General features: G+C 67.1%; 24 protein-coding genes. 9 read left to right on the forward strand and 15 right to left on the reverse strand.

Annotated elements, in window-relative coordinates:
• Positions 1–57: 57 nt before the first annotated feature.
• A complete protein-coding gene (locus tag ACP69V_RS10195) occupies positions 58–912 on the reverse strand; it encodes an outer membrane protein assembly factor BamD (RefSeq protein ID WP_426023725.1) in 855 nt (284 codons plus the stop codon).
• Positions 913–1,103: 191 nt separating this feature from the next.
• Between ACP69V_RS10195 and ACP69V_RS10200 the strand changes: the two genes are divergently transcribed.
• On the forward strand, positions 1,104–2,039 hold the full coding sequence (locus ACP69V_RS10200; RefSeq protein ID WP_346495166.1) for a ribose-phosphate pyrophosphokinase: 936 nt from the start codon (positions 1,104–1,106) through the stop codon (positions 2,037–2,039).
• An 83-nt stretch (positions 2,040–2,122) separates the two neighbouring features.
• On the forward strand, positions 2,123–3,277 hold the full coding sequence (locus ACP69V_RS10205; RefSeq protein ID WP_426023726.1) for a hypothetical protein: 1,155 nt from the start codon (positions 2,123–2,125) through the stop codon (positions 3,275–3,277).
• A 69-nt stretch (positions 3,278–3,346) separates the two neighbouring features.
• On the opposite strand, the gene ACP69V_RS10210 is transcribed toward ACP69V_RS10205, so the two are convergent.
• Complete coding sequence (locus tag ACP69V_RS10210) at positions 3,347–3,556, reverse strand: hypothetical protein (protein ID WP_066550777.1); 210 nt, start codon at positions 3,554–3,556, stop codon at positions 3,347–3,349.
• A gap of 20 nt (positions 3,557–3,576) precedes the next feature.
• Positions 3,577–4,857, reverse strand: a complete 1,281-nt coding sequence (gene aceA / locus ACP69V_RS10215) for an isocitrate lyase (RefSeq protein ID WP_426023727.1) — start codon at positions 4,855–4,857, stop codon at positions 3,577–3,579.
• Between the two features lie 156 nt (positions 4,858–5,013).
• Between aceA and ACP69V_RS10220 the strand changes: the two genes are divergently transcribed.
• Positions 5,014–6,459: a helix-turn-helix domain-containing protein gene (locus tag ACP69V_RS10220; RefSeq protein ID WP_426023728.1), complete on the forward strand. Its 1,446-nt coding sequence runs from the start codon at positions 5,014–5,016 to the stop codon at positions 6,457–6,459.
• A 3-nt stretch (positions 6,460–6,462) separates the two neighbouring features.
• On the opposite strand, the gene ACP69V_RS10225 is transcribed toward ACP69V_RS10220, so the two are convergent.
• The 5 genes from ACP69V_RS10225 to petA form a co-directional block, all read right to left on the reverse strand.
• On the reverse strand, positions 6,463–8,106 hold the full coding sequence (locus ACP69V_RS10225) for a M28 family peptidase (RefSeq protein WP_426023729.1): 1,644 nt from the start codon (positions 8,104–8,106) through the stop codon (positions 6,463–6,465).
• Between the two features lie 72 nt (positions 8,107–8,178).
• Positions 8,179–9,846 carry a M28 family metallopeptidase gene (locus ACP69V_RS10230; RefSeq protein WP_426023730.1) on the reverse strand — a complete coding sequence of 556 codons (1,668 nt, stop codon included), beginning with the start codon at positions 9,844–9,846 and terminating at the stop codon, positions 8,179–8,181.
• A 150-nt stretch (positions 9,847–9,996) separates the two neighbouring features.
• Positions 9,997–10,872, reverse strand: coding sequence for a cytochrome c1 (locus ACP69V_RS10235; protein ID WP_426023731.1), 876 nt, complete (start codon positions 10,870–10,872; stop codon positions 9,997–9,999).
• Between the two features lie 5 nt (positions 10,873–10,877).
• A complete protein-coding gene (locus tag ACP69V_RS10240; protein WP_426017839.1) occupies positions 10,878–12,182 on the reverse strand; it encodes a cytochrome b in 1,305 nt (434 codons plus the stop codon).
• Positions 12,183–12,198: 16 nt separating this feature from the next.
• Positions 12,199–12,750: a ubiquinol-cytochrome c reductase iron-sulfur subunit gene (gene petA, locus ACP69V_RS10245; protein ID WP_426023732.1), complete on the reverse strand. Its 552-nt coding sequence runs from the start codon at positions 12,748–12,750 to the stop codon at positions 12,199–12,201.
• A gap of 194 nt (positions 12,751–12,944) precedes the next feature.
• Between petA and ACP69V_RS10250 the strand changes: the two genes are divergently transcribed.
• Positions 12,945–13,394, forward strand: coding sequence for a tRNA (cytidine(34)-2'-O)-methyltransferase (locus ACP69V_RS10250; RefSeq protein ID WP_426023733.1), 450 nt, complete (start codon positions 12,945–12,947; stop codon positions 13,392–13,394).
• A 74-nt stretch (positions 13,395–13,468) separates the two neighbouring features.
• Positions 13,469–14,062, forward strand: coding sequence for a DUF2726 domain-containing protein (locus tag ACP69V_RS10255; RefSeq protein WP_426023734.1), 594 nt, complete (start codon positions 13,469–13,471; stop codon positions 14,060–14,062).
• Here the strand turns inward: ACP69V_RS10255 and ACP69V_RS10260 are convergent.
• Complete coding sequence (locus ACP69V_RS10260; protein WP_426023735.1) at positions 14,059–15,303, reverse strand: dipeptidase; 1,245 nt, start codon at positions 15,301–15,303, stop codon at positions 14,059–14,061. The two genes, ACP69V_RS10255 and ACP69V_RS10260, sit on opposite strands and share 4 nt — an antisense overlap.
• Before the next feature lie 103 nt (positions 15,304–15,406).
• On the opposite strand from ACP69V_RS10260, the gene hemF reads away from it, so the two are divergent.
• A complete protein-coding gene (gene hemF / locus ACP69V_RS10265) occupies positions 15,407–16,288 on the forward strand; it encodes an oxygen-dependent coproporphyrinogen oxidase (protein ID WP_426023736.1) in 882 nt (293 codons plus the stop codon).
• On the opposite strand, the gene ACP69V_RS10270 is transcribed toward hemF, so the two are convergent.
• Positions 16,285–17,160: a LysR family transcriptional regulator gene (locus tag ACP69V_RS10270; RefSeq protein ID WP_426023737.1), complete on the reverse strand. Its 876-nt coding sequence runs from the start codon at positions 17,158–17,160 to the stop codon at positions 16,285–16,287. The genes hemF and ACP69V_RS10270 overlap by 4 nt on opposite strands.
• Positions 17,161–17,237: 77 nt before the next feature.
• Between ACP69V_RS10270 and ACP69V_RS10275 the strand changes: the two genes are divergently transcribed.
• Entirely contained in the window at positions 17,238–18,299 is a 1,062-nt protein-coding gene (locus tag ACP69V_RS10275) for a YeiH family protein (protein ID WP_426023738.1), read from the forward strand.
• On the opposite strand, the gene ACP69V_RS10280 is transcribed toward ACP69V_RS10275, so the two are convergent.
• A complete protein-coding gene (locus tag ACP69V_RS10280) occupies positions 18,296–19,027 on the reverse strand; it encodes a glutamine amidotransferase-related protein (RefSeq protein ID WP_426023739.1) in 732 nt (243 codons plus the stop codon). The genes ACP69V_RS10275 and ACP69V_RS10280 overlap by 4 nt on opposite strands.
• 22 nt (positions 19,028–19,049) lie before the next feature.
• On the reverse strand, positions 19,050–19,865 hold the full coding sequence (rlmJ, locus tag ACP69V_RS10285; protein ID WP_426023740.1) for a 23S rRNA (adenine(2030)-N(6))-methyltransferase RlmJ: 816 nt from the start codon (positions 19,863–19,865) through the stop codon (positions 19,050–19,052).
• A gap of 91 nt (positions 19,866–19,956) precedes the next feature.
• Between rlmJ and ACP69V_RS10290 the strand changes: the two genes are divergently transcribed.
• Positions 19,957–20,301: a hypothetical protein gene (locus ACP69V_RS10290; protein WP_066550731.1), complete on the forward strand. Its 345-nt coding sequence runs from the start codon at positions 19,957–19,959 to the stop codon at positions 20,299–20,301.
• Entirely contained in the window at positions 20,301–21,323 is a 1,023-nt protein-coding gene (locus tag ACP69V_RS10295) for a DNA topoisomerase IB (RefSeq protein WP_426023741.1), read from the forward strand. Before ACP69V_RS10290 ends, ACP69V_RS10295 begins: the two co-directional genes overlap by 1 nt.
• A 17-nt stretch (positions 21,324–21,340) precedes the next feature.
• On the opposite strand, the gene tdh is transcribed toward ACP69V_RS10295, so the two are convergent.
• The 3 genes from tdh to ACP69V_RS10310 all read right to left on the reverse strand — a co-directional run bounded on the left by tdh (position 21,341) and on the right by ACP69V_RS10310 (position 24,730).
• Positions 21,341–22,393 carry an L-threonine 3-dehydrogenase gene (tdh, locus tag ACP69V_RS10300; protein ID WP_426023742.1) on the reverse strand — a complete coding sequence of 351 codons (1,053 nt, stop codon included), beginning with the start codon at positions 22,391–22,393 and terminating at the stop codon, positions 21,341–21,343.
• Positions 22,394–22,588: 195 nt separating this feature from the next.
• Positions 22,589–23,779: a glycine C-acetyltransferase gene (locus ACP69V_RS10305; protein WP_426023743.1), complete on the reverse strand. Its 1,191-nt coding sequence runs from the start codon at positions 23,777–23,779 to the stop codon at positions 22,589–22,591.
• Positions 23,780–23,821: 42 nt separating this feature from the next.
• Positions 23,822–24,730, reverse strand: coding sequence for a DUF4232 domain-containing protein (locus ACP69V_RS10310; protein ID WP_426023744.1), 909 nt, complete (start codon positions 24,728–24,730; stop codon positions 23,822–23,824).
• Positions 24,731–24,763: the final 33 nt, after the last annotated feature.

Below are 24,763 nucleotides of genomic sequence, written 5' to 3' on the forward strand. Positions count from 1 at the left end.
ACGAATCATGACCGACAGAATCCCGATACCGGCCGCATTGCACAAGCCGTTGCGTGATCAGCCCGGAATGATCCGTTGCAGCCAGCTCTCACGTTTGCCCTCGGGGGCCTTTTCCGGGGTCTCGCCGTTCTCGGTCAGCAGGGCGTAGGCCTCGGCGTACCAGGGGCTGCCGGGGAAGTTGTAGCCCAGAACGGCGCCGTTGCGGGTCGCCTCTTCCTTCAGGCCCAGCTGCAGGTTCACCTCGACCAGGCGATACAGGGCCTCGGGGGTGTGCGAGGTGCGCTGGAAGTCGGGGTTGGCGATGACCGACTTGTAGCGGTTCACCGCCGCCAGCGGCTGGTTGGCGCGCTGATAGTAGCGGCCGATGTTCATTTCCTTGCCGGCCAGCTGGTCGTTGACCATGTCGATCTTGACTGCGGCGTCCGAGGCGTAAGGCGTACCCGGATAGCGGCGCGAGACGTCCTTCAGACCCGCCAAGGCGGCGGTGGCGTAACCCTGGTCGCGACCCACGTCCGTGATCTGCTCGAAGTTGCAGACCGCCTTCATGTAGAAGGCGTAGGAGGCCGAAGGATTACCGGGGAACAGGGCGATGAACCGGTCGGCCGCCGCGATGGCGTCGGTATAGGCGTTGTTCTGATAGTAGGCGTAGACCTGCATCAGGATCGCGCGGCGCGCCCAGTCCGAATAGGGGTGCTGGCGTTCGACTTCCTGGAAATAATCGACGGCGTCGGACCAGCGGCGCTGCTGCAGGCGCTCATAGCCGGTGTTGTACAGGGCCTCGACCGGACGTTCTTCGTAGGCGAGGCGCGGGCGCTCTTTGCCGGCGCAGCCTGAAATCGTCACTGCAGCGATCGCCGCAGCCATCAGCACCATGCCGGAACGGAACTTAGAAGCGGACAAGGACGACCCCATGACGTGTGAAGGAAGGCCTGAAAGCCGTTCCCCCTGAAACCAACGCGGCGACCTCTAGCACCCGCAACCGAGCCGCGCCATGCCGAGGAAATCTCAGCATACGACTTGCCCTGCCCGGCTCCACTGGTAAAGAGCGCGCCAACCGACCGCCGTTCATGGGGGGCGGATGACGGCGAAAGGATGACCGGCCGATGAAGCTGCTCTCAGGCAACTCCAACCGCGCACTGTCCCAGGCGATCGCCGACCACCTGGATGCGCCGCTCACCAAGGCCCAGGTCAAGCGGTTCGCAGATAACGAAGTCTTCGCCATCATCGAGGAGAACGTGCGCGGCGAGGATGTCTTCATCCTGCAGTCGACCTCCTATCCGGCGAACGACAACCTGATGGAGCTGCTGATCATCACCGACGCCCTGGTGCGGGCCTCGGCGCGGCGGATCACGGCCGTCATCCCCTATTTCGGCTATGCGCGTCAGGATCGAAAGACGGGCGGCCGCACGCCCATCTCGGCCAAGCTGGTCGCCAATCTGATCACCCGCGCCGGCGCCGACCGCGTCCTGACCATGGATCTGCACGCTGGTCAGATTCAGGGCTTCTTCGACATCCCGACCGACAACCTGGTGGCCACGCCCGTGCTGGCGCAGGACATAAAGACGAACTACGCCCGCGGCGACGACCTGATGATCGTCTCGCCCGACGTCGGCGGCGTGGTGCGCGCCCGCTCTCTGGCCAGCCGCCTGGACGCCGACCTGGCCATCGTCGACAAGCGCCGGCCCAAGGCGGGCGAGAGCGAGGTCATGAACATCATCGGCGACGTTCAGGGCCGCCGCTGCATTCTATTCGACGACATCGTCGATTCGGGCGGCACCCTGGTCAACGCCGCCAAGGCCCTGATCGACCAGGGCGCGACCGAGGTCTCGGCCTACATCAGCCACGGCGTTCTGTCCGGCCCGGCCGTCCAGCGGATCACCGACGGCCCGCTGAAGGAGCTGGTGATCACCAACTCCATCGAGCAACCCCACGAAGTTTTGAACTGCCCGAAAATCCGAACGGTTTCCGTGGCTCCGCTGGTTGGTGAAGCTATCCGACGGATCGCGAACGAGGAATCGGTTTCCAAGCTGTTCGATTAACCTTCGGATAACCATAAGGCCCGCCTTATAAGCGCCAACAGTGTTGGCGCTTTGTGCGCGCGTGATCGCCTGAGGAAGTCTTCATGAAATCGGCCCATCTGAGCCGCGGCCTCTCCGCCGCCGCCCTCGCCGTCGCCGTCCTGCTCGCCAGCTGCGAGAGCGGACCGTCGAAGGCTGAACTGGAAGCGCAACGTCTTGCCGCCGAACTGGCGGCCCGCCAGCCTCCGCCCATTTCGCTGAACAAGGACGTGGCGGACGCCGCCTCCATCTACGTCGCCTTCCTGCGCGAGGCCCGCACCATCCAGCCCGGCGGATTCCCCGACGCCGAATCGATCCAGGTCGCCCTGCGCAAGGGCGCGTCCTACGATCCCAACCAACTGTCGCGCGGCCTGATCGCCTATGGCTCCATCATCGCCCTGCAGTCGCCCGAGTTCGTCGCCGGCGTGCGTCAGTACGCCATCGATCCGGCCCAGCGTCAGCAGATGGTGGCCCAGATCGTCGCCGACCCGGCCTATGCCGCCACCCTGCCTGGCGCCGACGCCGCCGCGGGCCTGATCTCCAGCACCATCGGCAAGGACGCCGTGGCCATGCGCGGCATCGCCGAGGCCATCGAGCAGGACGCCTATACCATCCAGGGCCGCAGCGACCCGCGCCGCCGTTGGGCCATTGTGCCGATCCCGAACCGCGAGATCCGGCTGGAGAGCGCCAAGACCTTGTCCGACGTGGACATGCTGCCCTCTGCCGACGAAGCCAACCTGCTGTTCGCCGCCGCCAACAGCGGCACGGGCCTGGCCATCGAACCGTCGCGCAAGGCGCCGCCCTACACCCCCGCCGTGGTCCGCTCGCTGGCCATCGCCGCCCTGGCCGCCCTCGGGTCAGGCGGCGACGAGGCGCGGGTCAACACCGAGGCGCTGACGCGCGAGCCCAACAGCGAGTTCTGCCTGAACATGTCCAAGCTGATGCTGTTCCAGTGCCTGGCCGCCTCGCGACCCAGCTATGAGGACATCTTCTGCCTGGGCCGTCACGTCACCCGCGACCTGGCGACCTGCACGACCGAAGCGACCCAGATCACCACCATCCTCGTCGGCGATCCGCAGGAAACCGGCGGCGCCCCGGCGCGCACCCCCATCTCGGTCACCGTGCCGCAAGCGACGCCTGCCCCGACACCGGCGGCAGCGACACCGGCGGCAGCGGCAACCACCCAGTCGCTGAACACGACGCCGACCGGCCCGCGCTAAACAGCGTCCACAATGAAACAAGGCCCGCCCCGAGCGATCGGAGCGGGCCTTTTTCTTTGGGCGAACGACCTATTCGTAGCCGTGCGCCGCCTCATTGATCACCTGGGACGGCATGGACGAGAAGTCCACGGCGACCGGCGTCGCGGTCTTGGCCTGATAGGTCCGCAGCACGTGCGTCATGCGACGACGCACCTCGCGTTCGGCCTCCGTGCCGGTGTCGAGCGCCAGGGGCGCCAGGCAGAAGTCGATGATGGCTTCGGTTCGGGTCAGCGGTTCCATTGTGTGGTTCCTTTCCTGGATTAAGCCGCGTGTGTGAACTGAGCGGTCTCGGTCGAGTCCTTCAGCGCCGTCGTCGAGGACGTGCCGTTGGAGATGACCGTGGCGACCTGGTCGAAATAGCCGGTGCCGACTTCGCGCTGGTGACGCGTCGCGGTGTAGCCGATGGCCTCATTGGCGAACTCGCGCTGCTGCAGCTCGGAATAGGCCGCCATGCCGCGATCGCGATAACCGTCCGCCAGCTCGAACATGGAGTTGTTCAGGCTGTGGAAGCCGGCCAGGGTCACGAACTGGAACTTGTAGCCCATGGCCCCTAGCTCGCGCTGGAACTTGGCGATGGTGGCGTCGTCCAGCTTGGCCTTCCAGTTGAAGGAGGGCGAGCAGTTGTAGGCCATCAGCTTGCCCGGATGCTTCTTCTGCACGGCTTCCGCGAACTTCTTCGCGTCGTCCAGGTCCGGATGGCTGGTCTCCCACCACAGCAGGTCGGCGATGTTGGCATAAGAAAGCCCTCGCGCGATGCAGTGGTCCAGGCCCGTGCCTTCCTTCAGGCGGAAGAAGCCCTCCGGCGTGCGGTTATCGCGGTCGATGAAGGGTTGGTCGCGCTCGTCGATGTCCGAGGTGATCAGCTGGGCGCTTTCGGCGTCGGTGCGGGCGACCGTGATGGTCGGCGTGCCCATGACGTCGGCGGCCAGGCGCGCGGCGACCAGATTGCGCTCGTGCGCCTGGGTCGGGATCAACACCTTGCCGCCCAGGTGACCGCACTTCTTCTCCGAAGCCAGCTGGTCTTCGAAGTGGACGCCGGCGGCGCCCGCCTCGATGAAGGCCTTCATGATCTCGAAGCTGTTCAGCGGGCCGCCGAAGCCGGCCTCGGCGTCGGCGACGATGGGCGCGAACCAGTCGCGCTTGGCCCCGCCTTCGGCATGTTCGATCTGGTCGGCGCGTTGCAGGGTGCGGTTGATGCGGCGGCACAATTCCGGCGCGGCGTTGGCCGGGTACAGCGACTGGTCTGGATACATGGCGCCGGCGGTGTTGGCGTCGGCGGCGACCTGCCACCCCGACAGATAGATGGCCTTAAGACCCGCGCGGACCATCTGCATGGCCTGGTTGCCGGTGACGGCGCCCAGGGCGTTGATGAAGGGCTCGTCATGCAGCAGCTGCCACAGGCGGTTGGCGCCCCGTTCGGCAAGGGTATGGGTGACGGGCACCGAGCCGCGCAGGCGCAGGACGTCCTCCGGCGTATAGGGGCGCTCGATGCCGTCGAAACGGCCGGCGGGCGAAGGAACCAGATCGGCGAAGGTGGTCATGGTCGAACTCGGTCTCTGAATGGCGCGGCCGCAACCGCCGTCTCAGGGACAAGAACACGTCGAAGTCACGAATGACACAGCACCGCACGGCGCATTGGTGTCACTTTGTCACATCATGACTTTGCGTCGTCGGTCATGTTGTGACATTCTGCAGACATGGACGCCTCCGCCGATCGCAAACTTTTCCTCGGCGCCCGGCTGAAGCGGCTGCGGCGCGACCTGACCCTGACCCAGACGGCCATGGCGGCCGACCTGGGGGTTTCACCCAGCTATCTAAATCATATAGAGCGGAACCAACGCCCCGTTTCGGCCCAGCTTCTGCTGCGTCTGGCCGACACCTACGACGTCGATCTGCGCGCCCTGAACCAGGGCGGGGCGGCGGATGAGGCGCGGCTGACCGAGATCCTGGCCGACCCCCTGTTCAAGGGGCTGTCCGCCCCACGCCACGAACTGGTGCAGTTGCTGGAGGAGGCGCCGGGCGTCGCCGACGCCATGCTGCGGCTGTATCAGGCCTTCGACGACGGCCGCACCCGGGCCCGCGCCGCCGCCGAGAACGGCGAGGGCCTGGTCGAGACCAGTCCGGCCGAATGGGTGCGCGAATACATCCAGTCGCGCGGCAACCACTTCCCCGAACTGGATCAGATGGGCGAGGCCTTGGCCGAAGCCCTTGCGGCCGAGTCTCCCGCCCACGCCGACGGCTTCGAGCCCGCCGCGCGTCACCGGCTGGCGGCCAAACACGATCTGGGCGTCCGCACCCTGCCGGCCGAGGTCATGGTGGAATGGACCCGCCGCTTCGATCTGCACCGCCGTCGCCTGCTGCTGTCCGAGACCCTGGGACCGTCCTCGCGCGCCTTCGCCATCGCCTATCAGCTGGCTCTGGTCGAGCACGGCCCGGCCCTGCACGACATGGTTCGGGCCGCGAACGCCCCCGACGCGGCGACGCGAGCCCTGCTGAAGGTCGCCCTGACCAACACCCTCGCCGCCGCGACCCTGATGCCCTACGCCGCCTTCCAGCGCACGGCGGAAGCTGCCGGATACGACCTGGCCCGGCTCCAGGCCCGGTTCGGCGTCAGCTACGAACAGGCCGCCCACCGGCTGACGACCCTGTCGCGCCCCACGGCGCGCGGCGTGCCCTTCTTCCTGATGCGGGTCGATCAGGCCGGAAACATCTCAAAACGCTATGCGGCCGGCGCCTTTCCGTTTTCGCGGTTCGGCGGCGCCTGCCCGCGCTGGCGGCTGCACTCCGCCTTCCGTACGCCCGGCCGGATCGTCACCCAGATCATCGAGACGCCGGCCCAGGACGGAAAACCCGGCGGCCGCTGGTTCACCTTCGCCCGCACGGTCGAGCGACAGGGCCACGACGGTTTCGGCGAGACCCACGATCTGGCCGTCGGTCTGGGCTGCGAACTGCGCCACGCCCACCGCCTGGCCTATGCCCACGGCCTGGATCTGGAACGGCCCGACGTCACCCCCATTGGCCCAGCCTGCCGCCTGTGTCACCGCCACCCCTGCGCCGAACGCGCCGCCGCCCCCATCGACCGCCCGCTGGCGGTCGACGACTGGTCGAAATCGGTCAGCCCCTACCCATTCGCGGCGGCCTGAGACCTACCGCCGCTGATCGGCCGTGCGGTCGCGGATGGCGTTGAACTCGGCGGTCGGTTTCCACGCAGGCCAGCCCTCGCTGTCGGCCACCGTCAGTCCCAACCGATAAAGCAGATCGAGATTTTGCAGCGCCGCCGTGAAGTCGTAGTCGGCGCGCCATTCGTCGGTCAGCTTGTGGTAGTAGCGCGCCATCTGCCCCTCGTAATAGGGCTTGCCCGCGTCGATCCCGCCCTCGACGAAATCGCGACCCGTCCACGGCATCAGGGCCGGCACACCGCCCGCTGCGAAGTTGAAGTGGTCCGAGCGATAGTAGAAGCCTTCCTCGGGATAGCCGTCGCCCGTCACCACCCGACCCTGCACGGCCGCGAACAGGCCCAGGATGTCCTCCAGCTCCGACTTGCCGACACCAAACACCGCCACGTCCCGTGTTGCAGGCGTGAAGGGCAGCATGTCGATGTTGATATCCGCCGCCGTCTTCGCCAGCGGATAGACCGGATCGGCGGCATAGGCTTCCGACCCCAACAGCCCCTGTTCCTCGGCCGTAACGTGCAGGAAGACCACGGTGCGTTTCGGCGCCGGCCCCGCCTTGAACGCGCGCGCCATTTCGATCAGGCCCGCCGTCCCCGACGCATTGTCCCAGGCGCCGTTGAAGATGTCGTCGCCCTCGGCGTTCGGCGTCTTCGCCTTGCCGACGTGGTCCCAGTGGGCGGAGTAGAAGACGTATTCGTCCGGCCGTTCCGTGCCGGGAATCTTGGCCAGCAGATTGTTCGAGCGGATGACCTCGGTCGTCTCGGCAATGTCGACGCTAAGGCGCGCGCCCATATCGACTGCACCGCCCAGCGCCGCCGTCTTGCCGCGCTCAGCCATGCCTGTGAAGGCCTCGCCGCCGATGGCCGTCGCAGTGGCCATGTTGATCGCGCCGGTGAAGCGGGCGTCCTCCGTGCCCTTGACCGTCATCTGCGACCGGGTCGCCCCGCCTACGGCGCGCCGCCAGCGGCCGTCCTGATCCTGAAGCGTGATGACGCCGACGGCTCCGCGCCTCAGCGCCTCCTGCGTCTTGTGCGTGGTGGAGCCGTAGAAGTTCGGGTCGGCCCCCATGACGGTCGGCTGGCCGCGCAGGATGACCACGACCTTGCCGGTCAGGTCCGTGTCGCCATAGTCGTCCCAGGTCGGGGCCGAAATGCCGTAGCCGGCGAACACTAGCGGCGCCTCCCCGATCTTCACCATCGGGTCAGCTGGCCCGGCGCGCAGGGTGATGTCGGTCCCCGAAATCAGCGGATGCGCCGCCCCGTCCGTCCCGATCCATGACGCCGTCGGCGCCCGCTGCGGCGTGAACCGCACCAGATCGACCGGTTGCAGCCACGATCCGTCGCGACCGCCCGGCTCCAGTCCCATCGCCTCATACTGGGCTTGCAAATAGGCCAGGGTCAGCCCCTCGCCGACCAGGCCGGGGAACCGGCCCTCCATCTCGTCCGACGCCAGATATTTGATGTGGTCCGACAGGCGTTGGGCGCTGAACTGGGGCGTCGCGGCCGAGGCGACGGCGAAGGCGTCCAGCCGAGGCGCCGGTGCAGAAACCGGTGCGGTCGCACATGCGGCCAGGGCAAGCGCCGCGAGGGCGACGAAAGACGAACGGCGAAGGATCATGAAGCGTACTCGACAGGGACAACGACGAAAGGGCGGAGATACATCCCCGCCCCTTCTCTTGATTTCGAAGACTTAGCGGCGTTCCGACGCGGTGGTCGCGCGCGCCGGCGCGAACTCCGACCCCGGCTTCCATTCCGGCCAGTCGCGGCCGTTCGCCAGGGCGCGGCCGACATCATAGAAGACCGTCAGATCCTCGATCATGCCGCTGTAGTCCCAATCCGGCGACCATTCGTCCGCCGCCTGGTGATAGCGTTTGGCCCCATATTCCGCCCGCGCCGCCTCGCGCTCAGCGATCGGCGCGTCGCGGAAGTCACCCCGGCTGCCCGCATAGGCCATCGGCACGCCGCGCTTTGCCAGGGGGAAGTGGTCCGAGCGGTAATAGGTGCCGGCCGCATTCTCGTAATCGGGAACCAGGGTGCGGCCCTGCGGCTGGATCGCCGCCGCCAGACGCTCGTCGAAGTCCGACTGGCCATAGCCGGTGACGCCCAGGCCGGTGACGCGGCCATAGACGTTCATCGAATCCATATTGAACCCGCCCACCGTCTTGGCCAGCGGATAGACCGGGTTGACGGCATAGTATTCCGAACCCAGCAGGCCGCTTTCCTCGGCTGTGAAGCTGATGATCACGATGGACCGTTCGGTGCGCGGCGCGCCGCCGAACATCCGCGCCAGCTCCAGCAGGCCCGCCGTGCCCGAGGCGTTGTCGACGGCGCCGTTGAAGATGCGATCACCCGTCACGTCCGGCTCGCCCATGCCGATGTGATCCCAGTGGGCGGTATACAGCACCGTCTCGTCCGGATGGGTCGTGCCCGGCAGGCGGGCGATGACATTGTGGCTGGTGACCTGATTGGTCGCCACGTCGAACTCGGTCGAGAAGCCGGCGCCGGGCAAGGCGACGGGTTGGAAGTCACGGCTCCGCGCCTGAACCTTCAGGGCCTCGAAATCCAGGCCGGCGCGGCGGAACAGATCGACCGCCACGTCGCGCTGGATCCAACCCTCCATCGGCACCCGCTCGGCGGCCGCATTGGAGCGGAGGATGTCGAACTGGGGCACGCCCCAGGAGTTGGCGACCGTCGCCCAGCCATAGGAGGCCGGCGCCGTCTCGTGGACGATCAGCACGCCCGCCGCGCCGTGCTTGGCCGCCTCTTCGTATTTGTAGGTCCAGCGGCCGTAATAGGTCATGGCCTTGCCGCCGAAGGTGTTCAGCGCCGGCTCTTCGAAATCGGCGTCATTGACCAGCACGACCAGGATCTTGCCGCGCAGGTCCTGGTCCTTGAAGTCGTTCCACTGGCGCTCGGGCGCATTGATGCCGTAGCCGACGAAGACCAGCGGCGCATCCTTCAGGCTGACATGTTCGGCCGGGCGACGGGTCGAGATGGCGACCTCGCGCCCCTGCGTCATCGGCAAGGTCCAGTCGCCCAGTTTCAGCGAGGCTTGGACGTTGGACTGGACGAAGCGGTTCAGCACGACGTCCTGCGTCCACTGACCGTTCGGCCCGCCCGGCTCGAACCCGGCGGCGGCATAGCCCTCGCTCAGATAGCGGACGACCTTCTCTTCGGCCGGGGTGGCGATGCCGCGTCCCTCATAGCTGTCGTCCGACAGAGTCTTGATGTCCTGCGAAATCCGCGCGGCGTCGAACGCCGGTACGGTATGGACGGCGCCGGGATTGGGCGCGGTCGCGCAGGCCGACAGGGCGGCGCCCGCCAAAAGCACAGCCGCAAACGAAGAGACAAGACGCATGAACAGTGGCCCCACAGCCGTAGATGATGAGGAACCCTAGGCGGCGAAACCCACCGTGTCGATTCCGTGTCACGGACCATTCGTCGCAAACGAAAGAGCCCGCCGAAGCGAACTTCGACGGGCTCAAGATTTCGGGCTGGCGACGTTGCCTTAGTGGGCGACGCCCTTCCAGATCCGGCGATAGCTGGCGTAGGTCAGGCCCGCGAAGATCAGCAGGAAGATCATCACGCCGAACCCGGCCTGCTTGCGCTCGACCATCTTGGGTTCCGACGTCCAGGCGATGAAGGCCGCCACGTCCTTGGAATACTGGTCCACCGTCTGGGGCGAACCGTCGTCATAGGTGACCTGGCCGTTTTGCAGCGGTGCGGGCATGGCGATGAAGCCGCCAGGCGGCACGTCCTTATGGTCGCCCGTCCAGAAGGGCGTGAGGTCGCCGGCCATATAGGGGTTGTAGTGCTGGCCATCGCGGATCTGCAGCCCCGCCGGTGCAGCCCGGTAGCCCGACAGCAGCGAGTAGATGTAGTTGGCGCCGTCGTGACGCGCCTTTGCCATCACCGACAGGTCGGGCGGCGCGGCGCCGCCGTTGCCCGCCGCCGCCGCTGTGGCGTTCGGATAGGGAACGCGGAACTTGTCGGCCGGGGTGGCGTCGCGCAGAATCGGCTCGCCGGTTTCGCTGTCGATATCCGGCACCTGGTTCTCGGCGGCCAGAGCCTTGACCACCGGGTTGTCGTTCGGGTTCGGATATTTCGGATTCCAGAACGGCCCATGACGGTCGCCCAGGTTCCGATAGTGCATCAGGTTCATGCCGTGGCAGGCGGCGCAGACCTCCTGATAGACCTTGTAGCCGCGTTGCAGCTGGCCCTGATCATAGGTGCCGAACGGCCCCTCGAAGCTGAAACCGCCCGAGCGCGGGTGGGCGGCGGCGCCGGCCGCCATGGCGGGGGCGGCGGCGGTGATCAGCCCCAGAGCAACGGCCGCCGAGGCGAGGATCGTCTTGATCGACACGGTCTTCATTCCAATCGTCATGCCCCTCAGCCCTTCTGCTCGACGGCGTCCGCGCCGGTCAGGACCGGTTCGGAGATCGTCGCCGGGATCGGCAGCGGCTGCTCCTTCAATCCGACCAGCGGCATGATGATCAGGAAGAAGGCGAAGTAGTAGAGGGTGAACACCCGCGTCAGCCACAGGTAGGAGTTCAGGTCGCCGTCGATCAGGGTGAAGGTCTTGAACGACCCGATCACCGGAGCGTCGGGCAGCTGACCGCCGCACCAGCCCAGACCCACGCCCACCACCAGGAAGATGATGAAGAAGGTCCGCATGGTCGGGCGGTAGCGCATGGAGCGCACCTTGGACGTATCCAGCCAGGGCAGGACGAACAGCACGCCGATGGCGCCGAACATCGCCACCACGCCGCCGAACTTGTCCGGGACAGCGCGCAGGATCGCGTAGAAGGGCAGCATGTACCACTCAGGCACGATGTGCGCCGGCGTCTGCAGCGGGTTGGCCGGGATATAGTTGTCGGCGTGACCCAAGGCGTTCGGCTGATAGAAGACGAAGATGGCGAACAAGATCAGGAACAGGATGATCGCGAACCCGTCCTTGACCGTGAAATACGGGTGGAAGGGCAGCATGTCCTTCTTCGCGCGATCCTTGGGGATCAGGATACCGACCGGGTTGTTCTGACCGGCCGCGTGCAGCGCCCAGAGGTGCAGTACGACGCAGCCCAGGATGGCGAACGGCAGCAGATAGTGCAGCGAGAAGAAGCGGTTCAGCGTCGCATTGTCGATCGCCGGTCCGCCACGCAGCCAGATCAGGATCGGCTCGCCCAGCACGGGGATGGCGCCGATCAGGTTGGTGATGACCTCGGCGCCCCAGAACGACATCTGGCCCCACGGCAGGACATAGCCCAGGAAGGCGGTGGCGATCATCAGGAAGAAGATCACGCAGCCGATGATCCAGATCATCTCGCGCGGCGCCTTGTAGGAGCCGTAGTACAGCCCCCGCAGCATGTGCAGATAGACGGCGATGAAGAACATCGATGCGCCGTTGGCGTGGACGTAGCGGATCAGCCAGCCGCCGTTGACGTCGCGCATGATGCGCTCGACCGAGGCGAAGGCCAGATCGACGTTCGGCGTGTAGTGCATGGCCAGAACGATGCCGGTGACGATCTGCGTCATCAGGCACAGGGCCAGGATGCCGCCGAAGGTCCACCAGTAGTTCAGGTTCCGCGGCGTCGGCAGGGACATGTAGTCCGCGCCGAAACGGATGATCGGCAGCCGGGTGTCCAGCCACTTCTCGACGCCCGTTTTCGGGACGTAGGTGCTCTCGTGATCGCTCATGATCCCCCCTTGGTCCTCAACCGATCTTGACGCGGGTGTCGGACGTATATTCGTAATCCGGCACAACCAGGTTCAGGGGCGCAGGCCCCTTTCGAATGCGACCGGACGCGTCGTAGTGCGAGCCGTGGCAGGGGCAGAACCAGCCGCCGTAGTCGCCTGCGTTGAACGTGGGCACGCAGCCCAGGTGCGTGCACGAACCGACGACGACCAGATAGGGCTCGTGCCCGGCCTTGGTGCGTTCTGCGTCGGTCTGCGGGGGGCTGCCGACGGCGCCCTCCGACTGGACCTTCTGAATTTCGGCCGGCGTGCGATAGCGCACGAACACCGGCTTGCCCTGCCATTTGATCACGACCTGCTGGCCCTGCTGAACCTTGGTCAGGTCGAACTCGATCGAGGCCAGGGCCAGGGTGTCGGCCGCCGGGTTCATCTGGTTGATCAGCGGCCAGGCGATCATCGCCCCCGCGCCGACCGCCGCAGCGCCCGCCGCGATGTGAATGAAGTCCCGACGATTGGGATCACCGCCCTGGGGGCTGTGCGTGTCTTCCGTATGCACGACCGATTCGGCCACGTTTCCACCTCTCGAACGCCGCGGAAGAAGCCCAGGAGCTTCTCCCAGCCACGGCACGAACCAACAAAAGACGCCGGAAATCCCCGACGGCCCGAGACTTGCGCCCTTTGGACGCAAGCTGCTGACGTTTCTTGCGAAACGCTCGCAAACAGACCGCGACAAACCCCCTCGCCGCGCGTATGTCAGGCCTTAGAATGCGTCTCGCCCTTTTTCAACCTGACATTCCTCAGAACGTCGGAGCCTGCATCCGATTGTCGGCCTGTTTCGGCGTCGATCTGCACGTGATCGAGCCGACCGGCTTTCGTTTCGACGACCGCGCCATGAAGCGCGCGGCCCTCGATTACGGCCCCTTGTCGCACATGACCCGCCACGCCGACTGGGAGGCTTTCCAGGCGGATCGCCCCGCCGGGCGGCTGGTGCTGTTCACGACGCGCGGCGCCACGCCGCTGACCGATTTCGTTTTCCAGCCCGACGACGTGCTTCTGTTTGGCAAGGAGAGCGCGGGCGCCCCCGACTATGTCCATGCCGCCGCCGACGCCCGCGTCGTCGTGCCGCTGCACCCCCAGGCCCGCTCGCTGAACCTGTCCGTCACCGCCGGCATCGCCCTGTGGGAAGGCCTGCGCCAGACGGGCGGGATCGGGTGAGCGGCGTTTACCTCGTCTGCTAAGGCCTCCACAATCCTGCATTGATAGGCAGACATCTCGAAGATTAGACGAGGATGCAGATCATGATGGACACGGCCCCGACCCTGGTGGCGATCATCGTCTTTCTCGTGATCGTCGGCGGCTGGGAACTCAGTCGGAAGCGAGGCAAGCGACGTGCAGCACGTCGTTCAGCCATCGCCAAATTCAGGCCTGGCGTCAAAATCGCCATGCGGCCGCAAGTCGCGACGAGCCAACTCGACACGGTGATGGGCGCCGCTTTCCAGGCTCGACCTCTGATGTCACGCGCAGAGGCCTCGGTCTTCTATGCCGCCGAACGGGCCATGAAGCGGCTCGACATCAAGGGGCGCGTGATGGCGCAGGTTTGCCTTGGCGAAATTCTGCGATCACCTGACGACGACGCCTTTCGCGCCATCAACAGCAAGCGCGTCGATATCTTAGTCATATCCAACAGCGGCTGGCCCTTGGCGGCCATCGAATACCAAGGCGAGGGTCACTATCAGGGCACGGCCTACGCCCGGGACGCCGTAAAGAAGGCTGCGCTCCAACGCGCTGGCATCGCCTATCTTGAAGTGACGCCCCAACATAGCGCCGACGATATCGAACGTGACCTCGCCCGCGTCATGCAGGCGCACATGGCTCCCGCTTAAGGCTCCAGCCGCGCCACCGACGGGCGTTCGCCGGACTTTGACGCCGCCACGGCCTCGACCGACCGCATGACCCGCAGCAGGTTCTCGCCGGCGATCTTGCGGATGTCCGCCTCGGTCCAGCCGGCCTGCATGAGGGCTGCGAGAATGCGCGGATAGGCGTCCACCCCGCCCATGCCTTCGGGCAGGCTGCCGATGCCGTCGAAGTCGGCGCCCAGGCCGACATGGTCGATGCCCGCCACCTCGCGCACATGCTGAATGTGCGCGACGACGTCGGCCAGGGCCGCCTGAGGCGTCGGATTGGCGGTGGTCCAGGCCGTCAGACCGGCCTCCACCGCGCCGGGATCGCCGGGGTTCAGGGTCTTGAGCCGCGCCTCCTCGCCGGCCTTGGCGCCGTTCCACGCCCGCACCGCCTCGGACACGAAGCCCGGCGCCAGATTGATCATCACGATCCCGCCGTCCTGGGGCATCATCCGCAGCACCCGATCCGGCACATTGCGGGGATGATCCGTCACCGCCCGCGCCGACGAATGTGAAAAGATCACCGGCGCATCCGAGACCCGCATGGAGTCCAACATCGTCTCCTCGGACACGTGGCTCAGGTCCACCATCATGCCCAGCCGGTTCATCTCCTTGACCACCTCCTCGCCGAACGGGCTCAAGCCGCCCCACTTCGGCGCGTCCGTCGCGCTGTCGGCCCAGGTCGTGGTCTTTGAGTGGGTCAGGGTCATGTAGCGGGCGCCGGCCCGATAGAATTCGCGCAACAGGGCCAGCGAATCGTTGATCGAATAACCGCCCTCCATCCCGATCAGGCTGGCGATCCGGCCAGACGCGAACACGGCGTCCACCTCGTCGGCGGTCTCGGCCAGGCCAAAGGTCTCGGGATGCGCGGCGATGATCCGCTTGGCCGTGTCGATCTGTTCGAAGGTTTCTTCGACGGCCTCGCGCGGCGTGAGGCTGGCGGGCACATAGACCGACCAGAACTGACCGCCGACGCCCCCGGCCCTCAGCCGCGCGATATCGGTGTGCAGCTTGGTCGAGGCCGCCAGGTTCTTGGTCAGATCAACGGCGTAGACGTCGTTTCCATATTGCTGTCGCAAGGCCCATGGCAGGTCGTTGTGCCCATCGATCAGCGGCGTCGTCTTCAGGATGCCCAGCACCTGCGCGTCGTCTGCATCCTGAGCCTGGGCCGCTCCCGCCAAGGCAAGGGCGGCGACAGTGACGAAGAGAAAACGACGGATCATGGGCGGGCTTCCTGAAAACGGCAGGCGGCCATTAGCGCCTGCGATTCCTTCTATGACAACCTGTCCGGATGACGCCGCCGCCGCGACGTGGTTCAAGCGCGCCATGAGCGACGCCCAATTTTCCGATCCGCTCGACCTCAAGAAGGTCGAGACCCGCGCCTGGTTCGAACATCTGCGCGACCGCATCCACGCCGCCTTCGAGGCGCTGGAGGACGCGGCGCCCGCCGACCTGTTTCCCGGTGAACCCGGCCGGTTCGTCCGCACGGCCTGGGACCGCGCGGAAGGCGGCGGCGGCGTCATGGGGATGATGCACGGCCGTCTGTTCGAAAAGGTCGGCGTCCACGTCTCGACCGTGCACGGCAGCTTCCCCGCCGACTACGCCAAGACCGTGCCGGGCGCCGACGTCGATCCCCGCTTCTTCGCCACGGGGATCAGCCTGATCTGCCACCCGGTCAGCCCGCGCATTCCGGCCGTGCATATGAACACCCGCTTCATCGCCACGACCAAAAGCTGGTTCGGCGGCGGCGGCGACTTGACGCCGGTGCTGATGGCGGATCGTCGCCAGGACCATCCCGACACCGTCACCTTCCACGCCGCCATGCAGGCCGCCTGCGACGCCCACGACCCGACCTGGCACGCCAAATACAAGGCCTGGTGCGACGAGTATTTCTACCTGCCCCACCGCAAGGAGCCGCGCGGCACCGGCGGCGTCTTCTACGATCACCATGACACCGGCGACTACGACCGCGACTTCGCCTTCACCCGCGACATCGGCCTGGCCTTCCTGGATGTCTATCCCCGCATCGTCGCCGCCCGCATGGCCGAGCCCTGGACGGCGCAAGAGCGCGAGGAACAGCTGATCCGACGCGGCCGCTACGTCGAGTTCAACCTGCTCTACGACCGCGGCACCATGTTCGGCCTGAAAACCGGCGGCAACGTCGACTCGATCCTGTCGTCCATGCCGCCGACGGTGAAGTGGCCCTAACTCATCGCCTCCACGAACACGTCTCCTGCCCGGCTGCGATACCGCTCCCTGTGCCTCAATAACCGGAACGGCCGCTCGGGCAGGGTGAAGGGCGCCGTCACCAGGCGGCCGGCCGCCACCGACGCATAGGCCACGCTTTCCGACAGGGCCGTGGCGCCCGCCCCCGCCTCGGCCGCCGCCAGTACGGCCTCGTTCGAGGGCAAGGTCATCGACACGGCCAGCGTCGCGGGATCGACACCCATGTCCCCCACCGCCGCCTCTAGCGTCGAACGCGTGCCCGACCCGACCTCGCGCAACACCCACGGCTGGCCCGCCAGATCCTTCGCGTTCAGCCGTCGTCGCGTCGCCCAGGGATGGTCCGGCGTCACCAGCACCGCCAGCCGGTCCGACCCCACCTGGACCTGCGACAGGGCCGGCTCGTCGACCGCCCCCTCGACCAGGCCGATCTCGGCGGCGCCGCTCAGCACGGCCTGGGCCGCCTCGCGCGTATTGCCGATCTCGACCGCCAGTTCGACGCCCGGATAGGCCCTGTGAAAATCCACCAGCCGGCGCGGCAGCCAGTAGCTGGCGATGGTCTGGCTGGCGAACACCGCCAACCGCCCGCGCCGCAGGGCGCTCATGTCCGCCAGCGCGGCCTCCGCCGCCGCCGCACGCGCCAACACGGCCTTCGCTTCGGGCAGGAAGGCCCGGCCGGTCTCGTTCAGGACGACGCCGCGCCCGACCCGGTCGAACAGCCGCACGTCATGCTCGGCCTCCAGCGCCGCCAGGGCGTTCGACACAGCCGACTGCGTCAGGTTCAGCGCCCGCGCCGCCGCCGTCACATGGTCGCGTTCGGCCACGGCCACGAAGATGCGCAGGCGTTCCAGGGTCACGATTGATCTCCAAATCGGATTGAAACGACCATAACTATCCGTTGGACCGTCGTCGAGAGCAGGCGCATTGCCCGCGCATGAAGTCCGCCGCCGCCCTGCCCGCACCCGCACAGACGCCGAGGCTGGCCTCGACAGTGGCGTTCGGGCGCACGATCCGGCCGGGCGTCATGCTTTGCCTACTGGTGACCTTGGCCGCCATCGGCCTGACCAGTATCGAGCGCGACGTCATCGGCCATGTCTGGCTGGAGCCGCTGGTGCTGGCCATACTGCTGGGCGCCGCCGTCCGCACGGCCTGGACGCCGGATGTGCGGTTCAAGGCCGGCATCGACTTCTCGGCCAAGACCTTGCTGGAGGTGGCGGTGGTCATGCTTGGCGCCTCGGTCAGCGCCGCGACCCTGTCGTCGCTGGGCGCTGGCTTCGTCCTGGGCATCTTCACTCTGGTGACCCTGGCCATCGGCGTCGGTTTCGGCGTCAGCCGCGCCCTGGGCCTGAACCCGCGCATGGCCCTGTTGGTCGCCTGCGGGAACGCCATTTGCGGCAACTCCGCCATCGCCGCAGTGGCGCCCGTCATTGATGCGGATGGAGAAGAGGTCGCCGCCTCCATCGCCTTCACCGCCGTGCTGGGCGTGATTGTTGTCCTGGCCCTGCCCTTGCTGGGCGGCCTGATCCATTTGAACGGTCTGCAATACGGCGCCCTGGCCGGCCTGACCGTCTATGCTGTGCCGCAGGTCCTGGCCGCCGCCGCACCGTTCGGCGCCGTCGCCACCCAGACCGGCACGGTGGTCAAGCTGGTGCGGGTGCTGATGCTGGGGCCGGTCATCCTCGCGCTTTCGCTGATCTTCCGCGACCGCGCGCCGACGGCGGCCAAGCCGGGCCTGCACCGCCTGCTGCCGTGGTTCATCATCGGTTTTCTGGTCATGATCGCCCTGCGTTCGTTTGATCTGATCCCGCAGGCCGCGCTGCCCCCCATGGCCGCCGCCTCAGGCCTGCTGACCATCGTCGCCATGGCCGCCCTGGGCCTGCAGACCGACATTCGCGCTGTCGCCCGCGCCGGTGGTCGGGTCGTCGCCGCCGTCATCCTGTCGCTGGGCGCCCTAGTGGGGCTGGCGCTGGCGCTGATCCGGCTTCTGGGCCTCTAGATCCCGCTGCCGTAATCCTCGACCGGCGGCGGTGTCAGCAGGAGGAAGGCGCGGATCCAGGCCGTCAGCACGGCCCGATCATTGGGCCGCTTCAGACTGTCGATCGCCTCATCCGCCACCGGGTGCGGAATGCGCGTCCCCCGCCGCCCTTCGATCAGGGCCGCCGCATAGTCCGGCTGGAACTCCGGGTGGCACTGGAACGAAATCGCATCCTGTCCCCAGGCCAGACCGGCGTAGGGTGTGAAGCCGCTGGAGGCGATCACCCGCGCGTCGTCCGAAATCGCCGTCACCTGATCCTGATGCGACACGGGAATGGCGATCGTCCGCGCACGCGGATGCATCCACGGCGCATCCTCGCGCACGTCATAGCGGTGCAGCCCCACGCCCCAGCCCTTGGGCGATTTCTCGACCACCCCGCCGAACGCATGGGCCAGCGCCTGATGCCCAAAACAAATGCCGACCAGCCGCGTCCGCCCTCGCGCCGCCCTCAGCCAATCGATCAGCTGCGGGATCCACGGCAGGTCGTCATAGACCCCCGCCGCCGACCCCGTGACGATGGCCCCCTGGAAGACCGACGGATCCTCGGGCAGATGCCCCGACTGCACGTCGAACCGCGTCGTCGGCACGCCCTCGCCCAGCAGGGCCCGAAACCGCGCTGGATAGTCGTCGAAATCGTCCTTCAGATGCTCCGGCGGGTGTCCGGTTTCCAGAATGGCGATGCGCGTCATGCGATCAACCTAGTGACTGCGGTCAGAAGGTCCAGACCTCGGCCCGTCCGCCCGCTTCGCCGAGCGCCCCCGCGACCCAGCCGCAGATCTCGGTCGCGGCCGCTTCCGCGCCCGCCGGCGGATTGACCACCACCATGGCGCAGCCGTTCATCTTCATCGGATTGGTCAGCGGCCTCAGCCGCGCCTCGGCGACCAAGGTCGGCCCCGCCTTGCCCTGCAGCCGCCGGATGAAGCCGTCGAAGGTCTCCAGATCCTTCAGCGGCGTCCAGATGGCCACCGTCGCCGTCGGATCGCGCTTCACCACCGAAATCGCGGTCTCGGCCGAGCGGATATAGTCGTCGGGCTTTTCGAAAGGCGGGTCGATCAGCACCAGCGGCCCGCTTACCTTCGCCGCCTCCGCCGCCACCGCCGCATAGCCGTCGCCCTCGCGCGCCTCGGCGTTCGCGCGCCCCGTCAGCGCCTCGGCCAGCATGGCCCGCACCGGCGGGTTCAGCTCGAACCCGACATACCGACCGCCAGGCGTCAGCGCGTCCGCGATCAGCAACGGCGACCCCGGATAGAACCGCGACCCGCCCTCAGGATTCAGCGCCGCGACCTCGGCCGCCAGCGCATCCATCAGCGGCGTCCGCCCGTCGGCGGACATCAGCCGCGCCACGCCGGCCTCGGCCTCCTTCGACCGCGCGCCATCCCCCGTCAGATCATACAGCCCCGCCCCCGCATGGGTGTCGAACACCGTCAGCGGCCCCGACGCCTGCCGCGCCTTCACCAGCCACAGCACCAGGGCGTGCTTGACCAGGTCGGCGAAGTTTCCGGCATGAAAGCTGTGGCGATAGTTCATGCCGCCTCGTCCCGCGCCCGGCCCGCGCGGTCAAGCGGAACTCGCGCGCCAGACACGGCGTTCGGCCTAAGTCCTTGTACGGAAAGATGCGATGGCCGCCAAAACCACCCTCACCGACGCGCAACGCAAGCCGCCCAAGGGCGTCGCGACCCAGGCCAAGCGCGGCCTCGACCTGCGCGACAAGCACGACCGGGGCGGCACCGAGGTCGGCGTACGCCGCGCCCACCAGTTGGCGGATCAGAAGCCCGTCTCGGACAAGGACATCAAGGACATCTACAGCTATTTCGCCCGCCACACCGTCGACAAGGACGGCAAGGGTTGGGGCAGCCGCACCGATCCTTCGGCCGGCTATATCGCCTGGCTGCTGTGGGGCGGCGATCCGGCCGAGCGCTGGATCAAACGGCTGCATGACCGCCTTGAAAAGGCGAACGGCTGATGGCCGACGGATCGCACGCCTTCGACATCGCCGCCGAAGTCCCCGAAGGCCTCAGCTATTGCAGCGACGAGTTCGCGGGCCTGACCCGTCGCCGCGCCGGCAAGGGCTGGTCCTATCGCGACGCCAAGGGCAAGACTGTGTCGGACGCCAAGACCCTGGCCCGCATTCGCGCCCTGGCCATTCCGCCCGCGTGGACCGACGTCTGGATCTGCCCCAAGGCCAACGGGCATATCCAGGCGACCGGCCGGGATGTGAAGGGCCGCAAACAATACCGCTATCACAACGACTGGAGCACGGCCCGCTCGGAGAACAAGTTCGACAAGCTGCCGGCCTTCTCGCGCGCCCTGCCGAAACTGCGCGAGAAGGTCGAACATGACCTGGCCCTTCGCGGCGTCTGTCGCGACAAGGTGCTGGCCACCGCTGTGCGCCTGCTTGAGATCACCCTGATCCGGGTCGGCAACTCCATCTACGCCAAACAGAATCGCAGCTATGGCCTGACGACCCTGCACAAGCGCCACATCGATGTCGACGGCGCGGCCCTGACGTTTGAGTTTCGCGGCAAGAGCGGCAAGGACCACAGCGTCAGCGTTAAGGACCGCCGCCTGGCCAAGGTCGTGCGTCAGCTAGAAGGCCTGCCCGGCCAACAGCTGTTCAAATACCGCACGGACGACGGGACGCTGTGCCCGGTCGATTCCGACGACGTGAACGCCTACATCCGCGAGGCGATGGGCGAACAGTTCTCGGCCAAGGATTTCCGCACCTGGGCCGGCACCGTCTCGGCGGCCCGGGCGCTGCGTGACACCGAGGCCCCGACCTCGCCCACCGACGCCAAGCGAAAGATCACCGTCTGCGTCAAGGCGGTCGCAGGCCTCTTGGGCAACACCCCCACCGTCTGTCGCGCGTCCTATGTCCACCCCAAGGTCTTCGCCCTGTTCGAAAGCGGTGAAATCGGCAAGGCCTTGCCGGGGTCGGACACCAAGGGGTTCGAAAAGGCGCTGATCAAACAGCTGCTGGCTGTCTGATCAGCGGTACTCGTCTCTTAGGCGGCCTTGTCCCAGTCCAGCACGACCTTGCCCGACTGGCCTGACTTCATGGCTTCGAAGCCTTCGCGGTAGTCGGCGTAACCCAGGCGGTGCGTGATCAGCGGGCTAAGGTCCAGCCCGGCTTTCAGCAGGCCCAGCATCTTGCGCCAGGTGGTGAACATCTCGCGGCCATAGACGCCCTTGATCGATAGGGCCTTCAGGATGATCGCACCCCAGTCGGTCTCCATCGGCTTGCCCGGAATGCCCAGCAGCGCCATGCCGCCGCCCATGATCAGGGTGTCGACGCACTGTTTGAAGGCGATGGGCGAACCCGACATTTCCAGCGCGACGTCAAAGCCGACCTTCAGGCCCAACTCCTTCATGACGTCGTGAATGTCTTCCTTGGTCGTGTTCACAGTTCGCACGCCCGGCGCCACCTTCTGCGCCAACTCAAGCCGGAAGTCGTTGATGTCGGTAAGGACCACGGTGCGCGCGCCCGCATGACGCGCCACTGCGGCGGCCATCATGCCGATGGGTCCTGCGCCGGTGACCAGCACGTCCTCGCCCAGCAGGTCGAACTGCTGCGCCGTATGCACCGCATTGCCGAACGGATCCAGGATCGAGCCGATCTCATAGGGCACGTCGTCCGGCAGTTCGATGACGTTGAAGGCCGGCGCCACGACGAACTCGGCGAAGGCGCCCTGGCGGTTCACGCCGATGCCACGCGTCTTGGGGTCCAGGTGGAAATGGCCGGCGCGGGCCGCTTCGGAGTTCAGGTCGATGACATGCCCCTCGGCCGAGACGCGCTGGCCGATCTTCAGCGGGCGATCGACGTCCTTGCCGATGGCGACGATCTCGCCGGCGAACTCGTGGCCGGTGATCATCGGCGTCGGCACGTTCTTCTGGGACCATTCGTCCCAGTTCCAGATGTGGATGTCCGTGCCGCAGACCGCCGTGCGATGCACCCGGATCAGCACATCTTCCGGTCCCGCCTCGGGGATCGGCGCGTCGATCAATTCAAGGCCGATGCCGGGCGCGGTCTTGGCCAGGGCTTTCATCGTGTCGGTCATGCCGTCTCTCCTACAACCTGATCCCTCTCCCGGCGGGAGAGGGCTTGAGCGCCCGAGAGCCCATCGGGCGATCGGACTTGCGCGAAAGGGTGAGGGCCGCGCCTCAACCGGGGCCACCCGATCCTCACCCTTTCGCCTTGCGCATCGCTTCGCTCTGCGAGGCTCAAGCCCTCTCCCAAGGGGAGAGGGAGAAAACTAGATGACGCCCAACTCCCGGCCCGCCGTCGTGAAGGCGGCGACCGTCCGGTCGATCTGGTCGAAGCTATGCGCCGCCGACATCTGTGTGCGGATGCGGGCCTGGCCGCGCGGCACGACGGGGAACGAGAACCCGATTACATAGACGCCCAGCTCAAGCGCCCGCGCCGCAAAATCCTGCGCCAGCTTGGCGTCGCCCAGCATGACCGGGATGATCGGATGTTCGCCGTCCAGCAGCGTGAAGCCCACGTCCGACATGGCCCCGCGATAGCGATGGGCGTTTGCCGACAAGCGGGTGCGCAACGCATCGCCCTCGGCGCCTTGCGCGATGCGGATGGCTTCCAGGCTGGATCCACAGACCGCCGGCGCCAGAGCGTTAGAGAACAGATAGGGCCGCGCTCGCTGTTTCAGCAGTTCGACCACCGATTTCTTCGCGCAGATGAAGCCGCCCATAGCGCCGCCCAGGGCCTTGCCGAAGGTGCCGGTGACGAAGTCAACCTCGACGCCATGGTGGGCGAACGAGCCCTTGCCTTGCGGGCCCAGGAAGCCTGTCGCGTGGCAGTCGTCCACCATGATCAGGGCGTCGTATTTGTCGGCCAGCGCCCGGATCTGGTCCAGCTTGGCGATATAGCCGTCCATCGAGAAGGCGCCGTCGGTGGCGATGATGATGTCGCGCGCGCCCGCCGCGCGGGCCTCCTTCAGCCGGCTCTCCAACTCATCCATGTCGGAGTTGGCGAAGCGATAGCGTTTGGCCTTGCACAGCCGAACCCCGTCGATGATCGAGGCGTGGTTCAGGCTGTCGGAGACGATGGCGTCGTTCTCGCCCAGCAGCGGCTCGAACAGACCGCCGTTGGCGTCGAAGGCGGCGGCGAACAGGATGGCGTCCTCGAAACCGAGATAGGCGGCGATGGCCGCTTCCAGTTCCTTGTGGATCTCCAGGGTGCCGCAGATGAAGCGGACCGAGGCCGTGCCCGCGCCCCACTTCGCTTGCGCCGCCATCCCCGCCTGGGTCACGCGCTCATCGCCGGCCAGGCCAAGATAGTTGTTGGCGCAGAAGTTCAGCACGTCGCGTCCGGCGACCTGGATCACAGGCCCTTGGCGCGAGGCGATGATGCGTTCGGGCTTGGTGAGGCCCTGGGCGTCGATCTCGGACAGTTCGCCGGCGACGCGGTCGTAGAAGCTCTGGGTCATGGGCCGCGACCTACGCCGATTTTCGATCGGTTTCCACCCGCCTCAGGTCGCCGGTGCGGGATCGGCCTCGGCGCGGATCGGGCTGACGCGGACCTTGCCGCCGCAGGGCTGGAAGGCGAAGGCCAGGCTGACCACCGCCGTGTCGTTCGGCGCCGTGACCCGCAGGGTGGCCACGCTCGGACAGGTCTTCTGCATCGTCTCGTCCGGCACGACGCTCCACGCCGCCTCGAAATAGGCCTTGGCCCGGGGCGCCAGCTCCACCGGCGTCGGCGCCTGCCCCTGACGGAAATAGCTGCCGGGGCTCTGGTCGGCGCGGATCGAGGTCAGGGGCCGCCCCTGCGCGTCCAGCAGGGTGACGCCCGGATAGCCCGTCAGGCTGCAGGCCTGGGCGCTGAGGTTCTGGAGGCTGAAGTTGCGCACCCGGTTGCCCGCGCCTGCGTCGCCGCCCTCGGCCGCCAGCTTCAGCTGCGGCCCCTTGCACGGCGTGGATGCAGGCAGGACGCCGCCCGGCGCCGGCGTGATTGTCTCTTCCGGCAAGGCTTGCGGAACTGGTGCGACGGCGGTCGCCACCGGCCGCGCGCATTGCTCCAGCACCGCCACCCCGACCTCTTCGTTGGGGCCGAGCCGGCTCAGGGTCGCCTTCTCCTGACCGTCGCGCGGCGCAGTCCACCATTCGACGCCCGAGCCGACATAGCGAGCGCCGCTGGCCGCCTGGACCGAGCGCAGGTCATAGGTCTGCCCCTTGTAGGCCAGCTGCGCCGTCGCCGTGTCGGGATACCGCGCCTCGACCATCGCCCCGCTCTCGCAGGCGTAGCCGACAGCCGGAGCAGTGGACGCAGGCGCCGGCTGGGGCTCGACCGGAGCGGTGGGCTGCTCCGGCTCGGCCTGCTGACAGGCGGAGACCCCGGTCAGGGCGGCGAGGACGACGAAGGCGGTCAGGCGGCGCATCATGGTCAGGTCTTCCGTTGGCAAACTTAACGGCGA

Origin of the sequence: Brevundimonas sp. PWP3-1b1, from assembly GCF_049896065.1 — a bacterium.
Lineage (GTDB): Bacteria > Pseudomonadota > Alphaproteobacteria > Caulobacterales > Caulobacteraceae > Brevundimonas > Brevundimonas intermedia_B.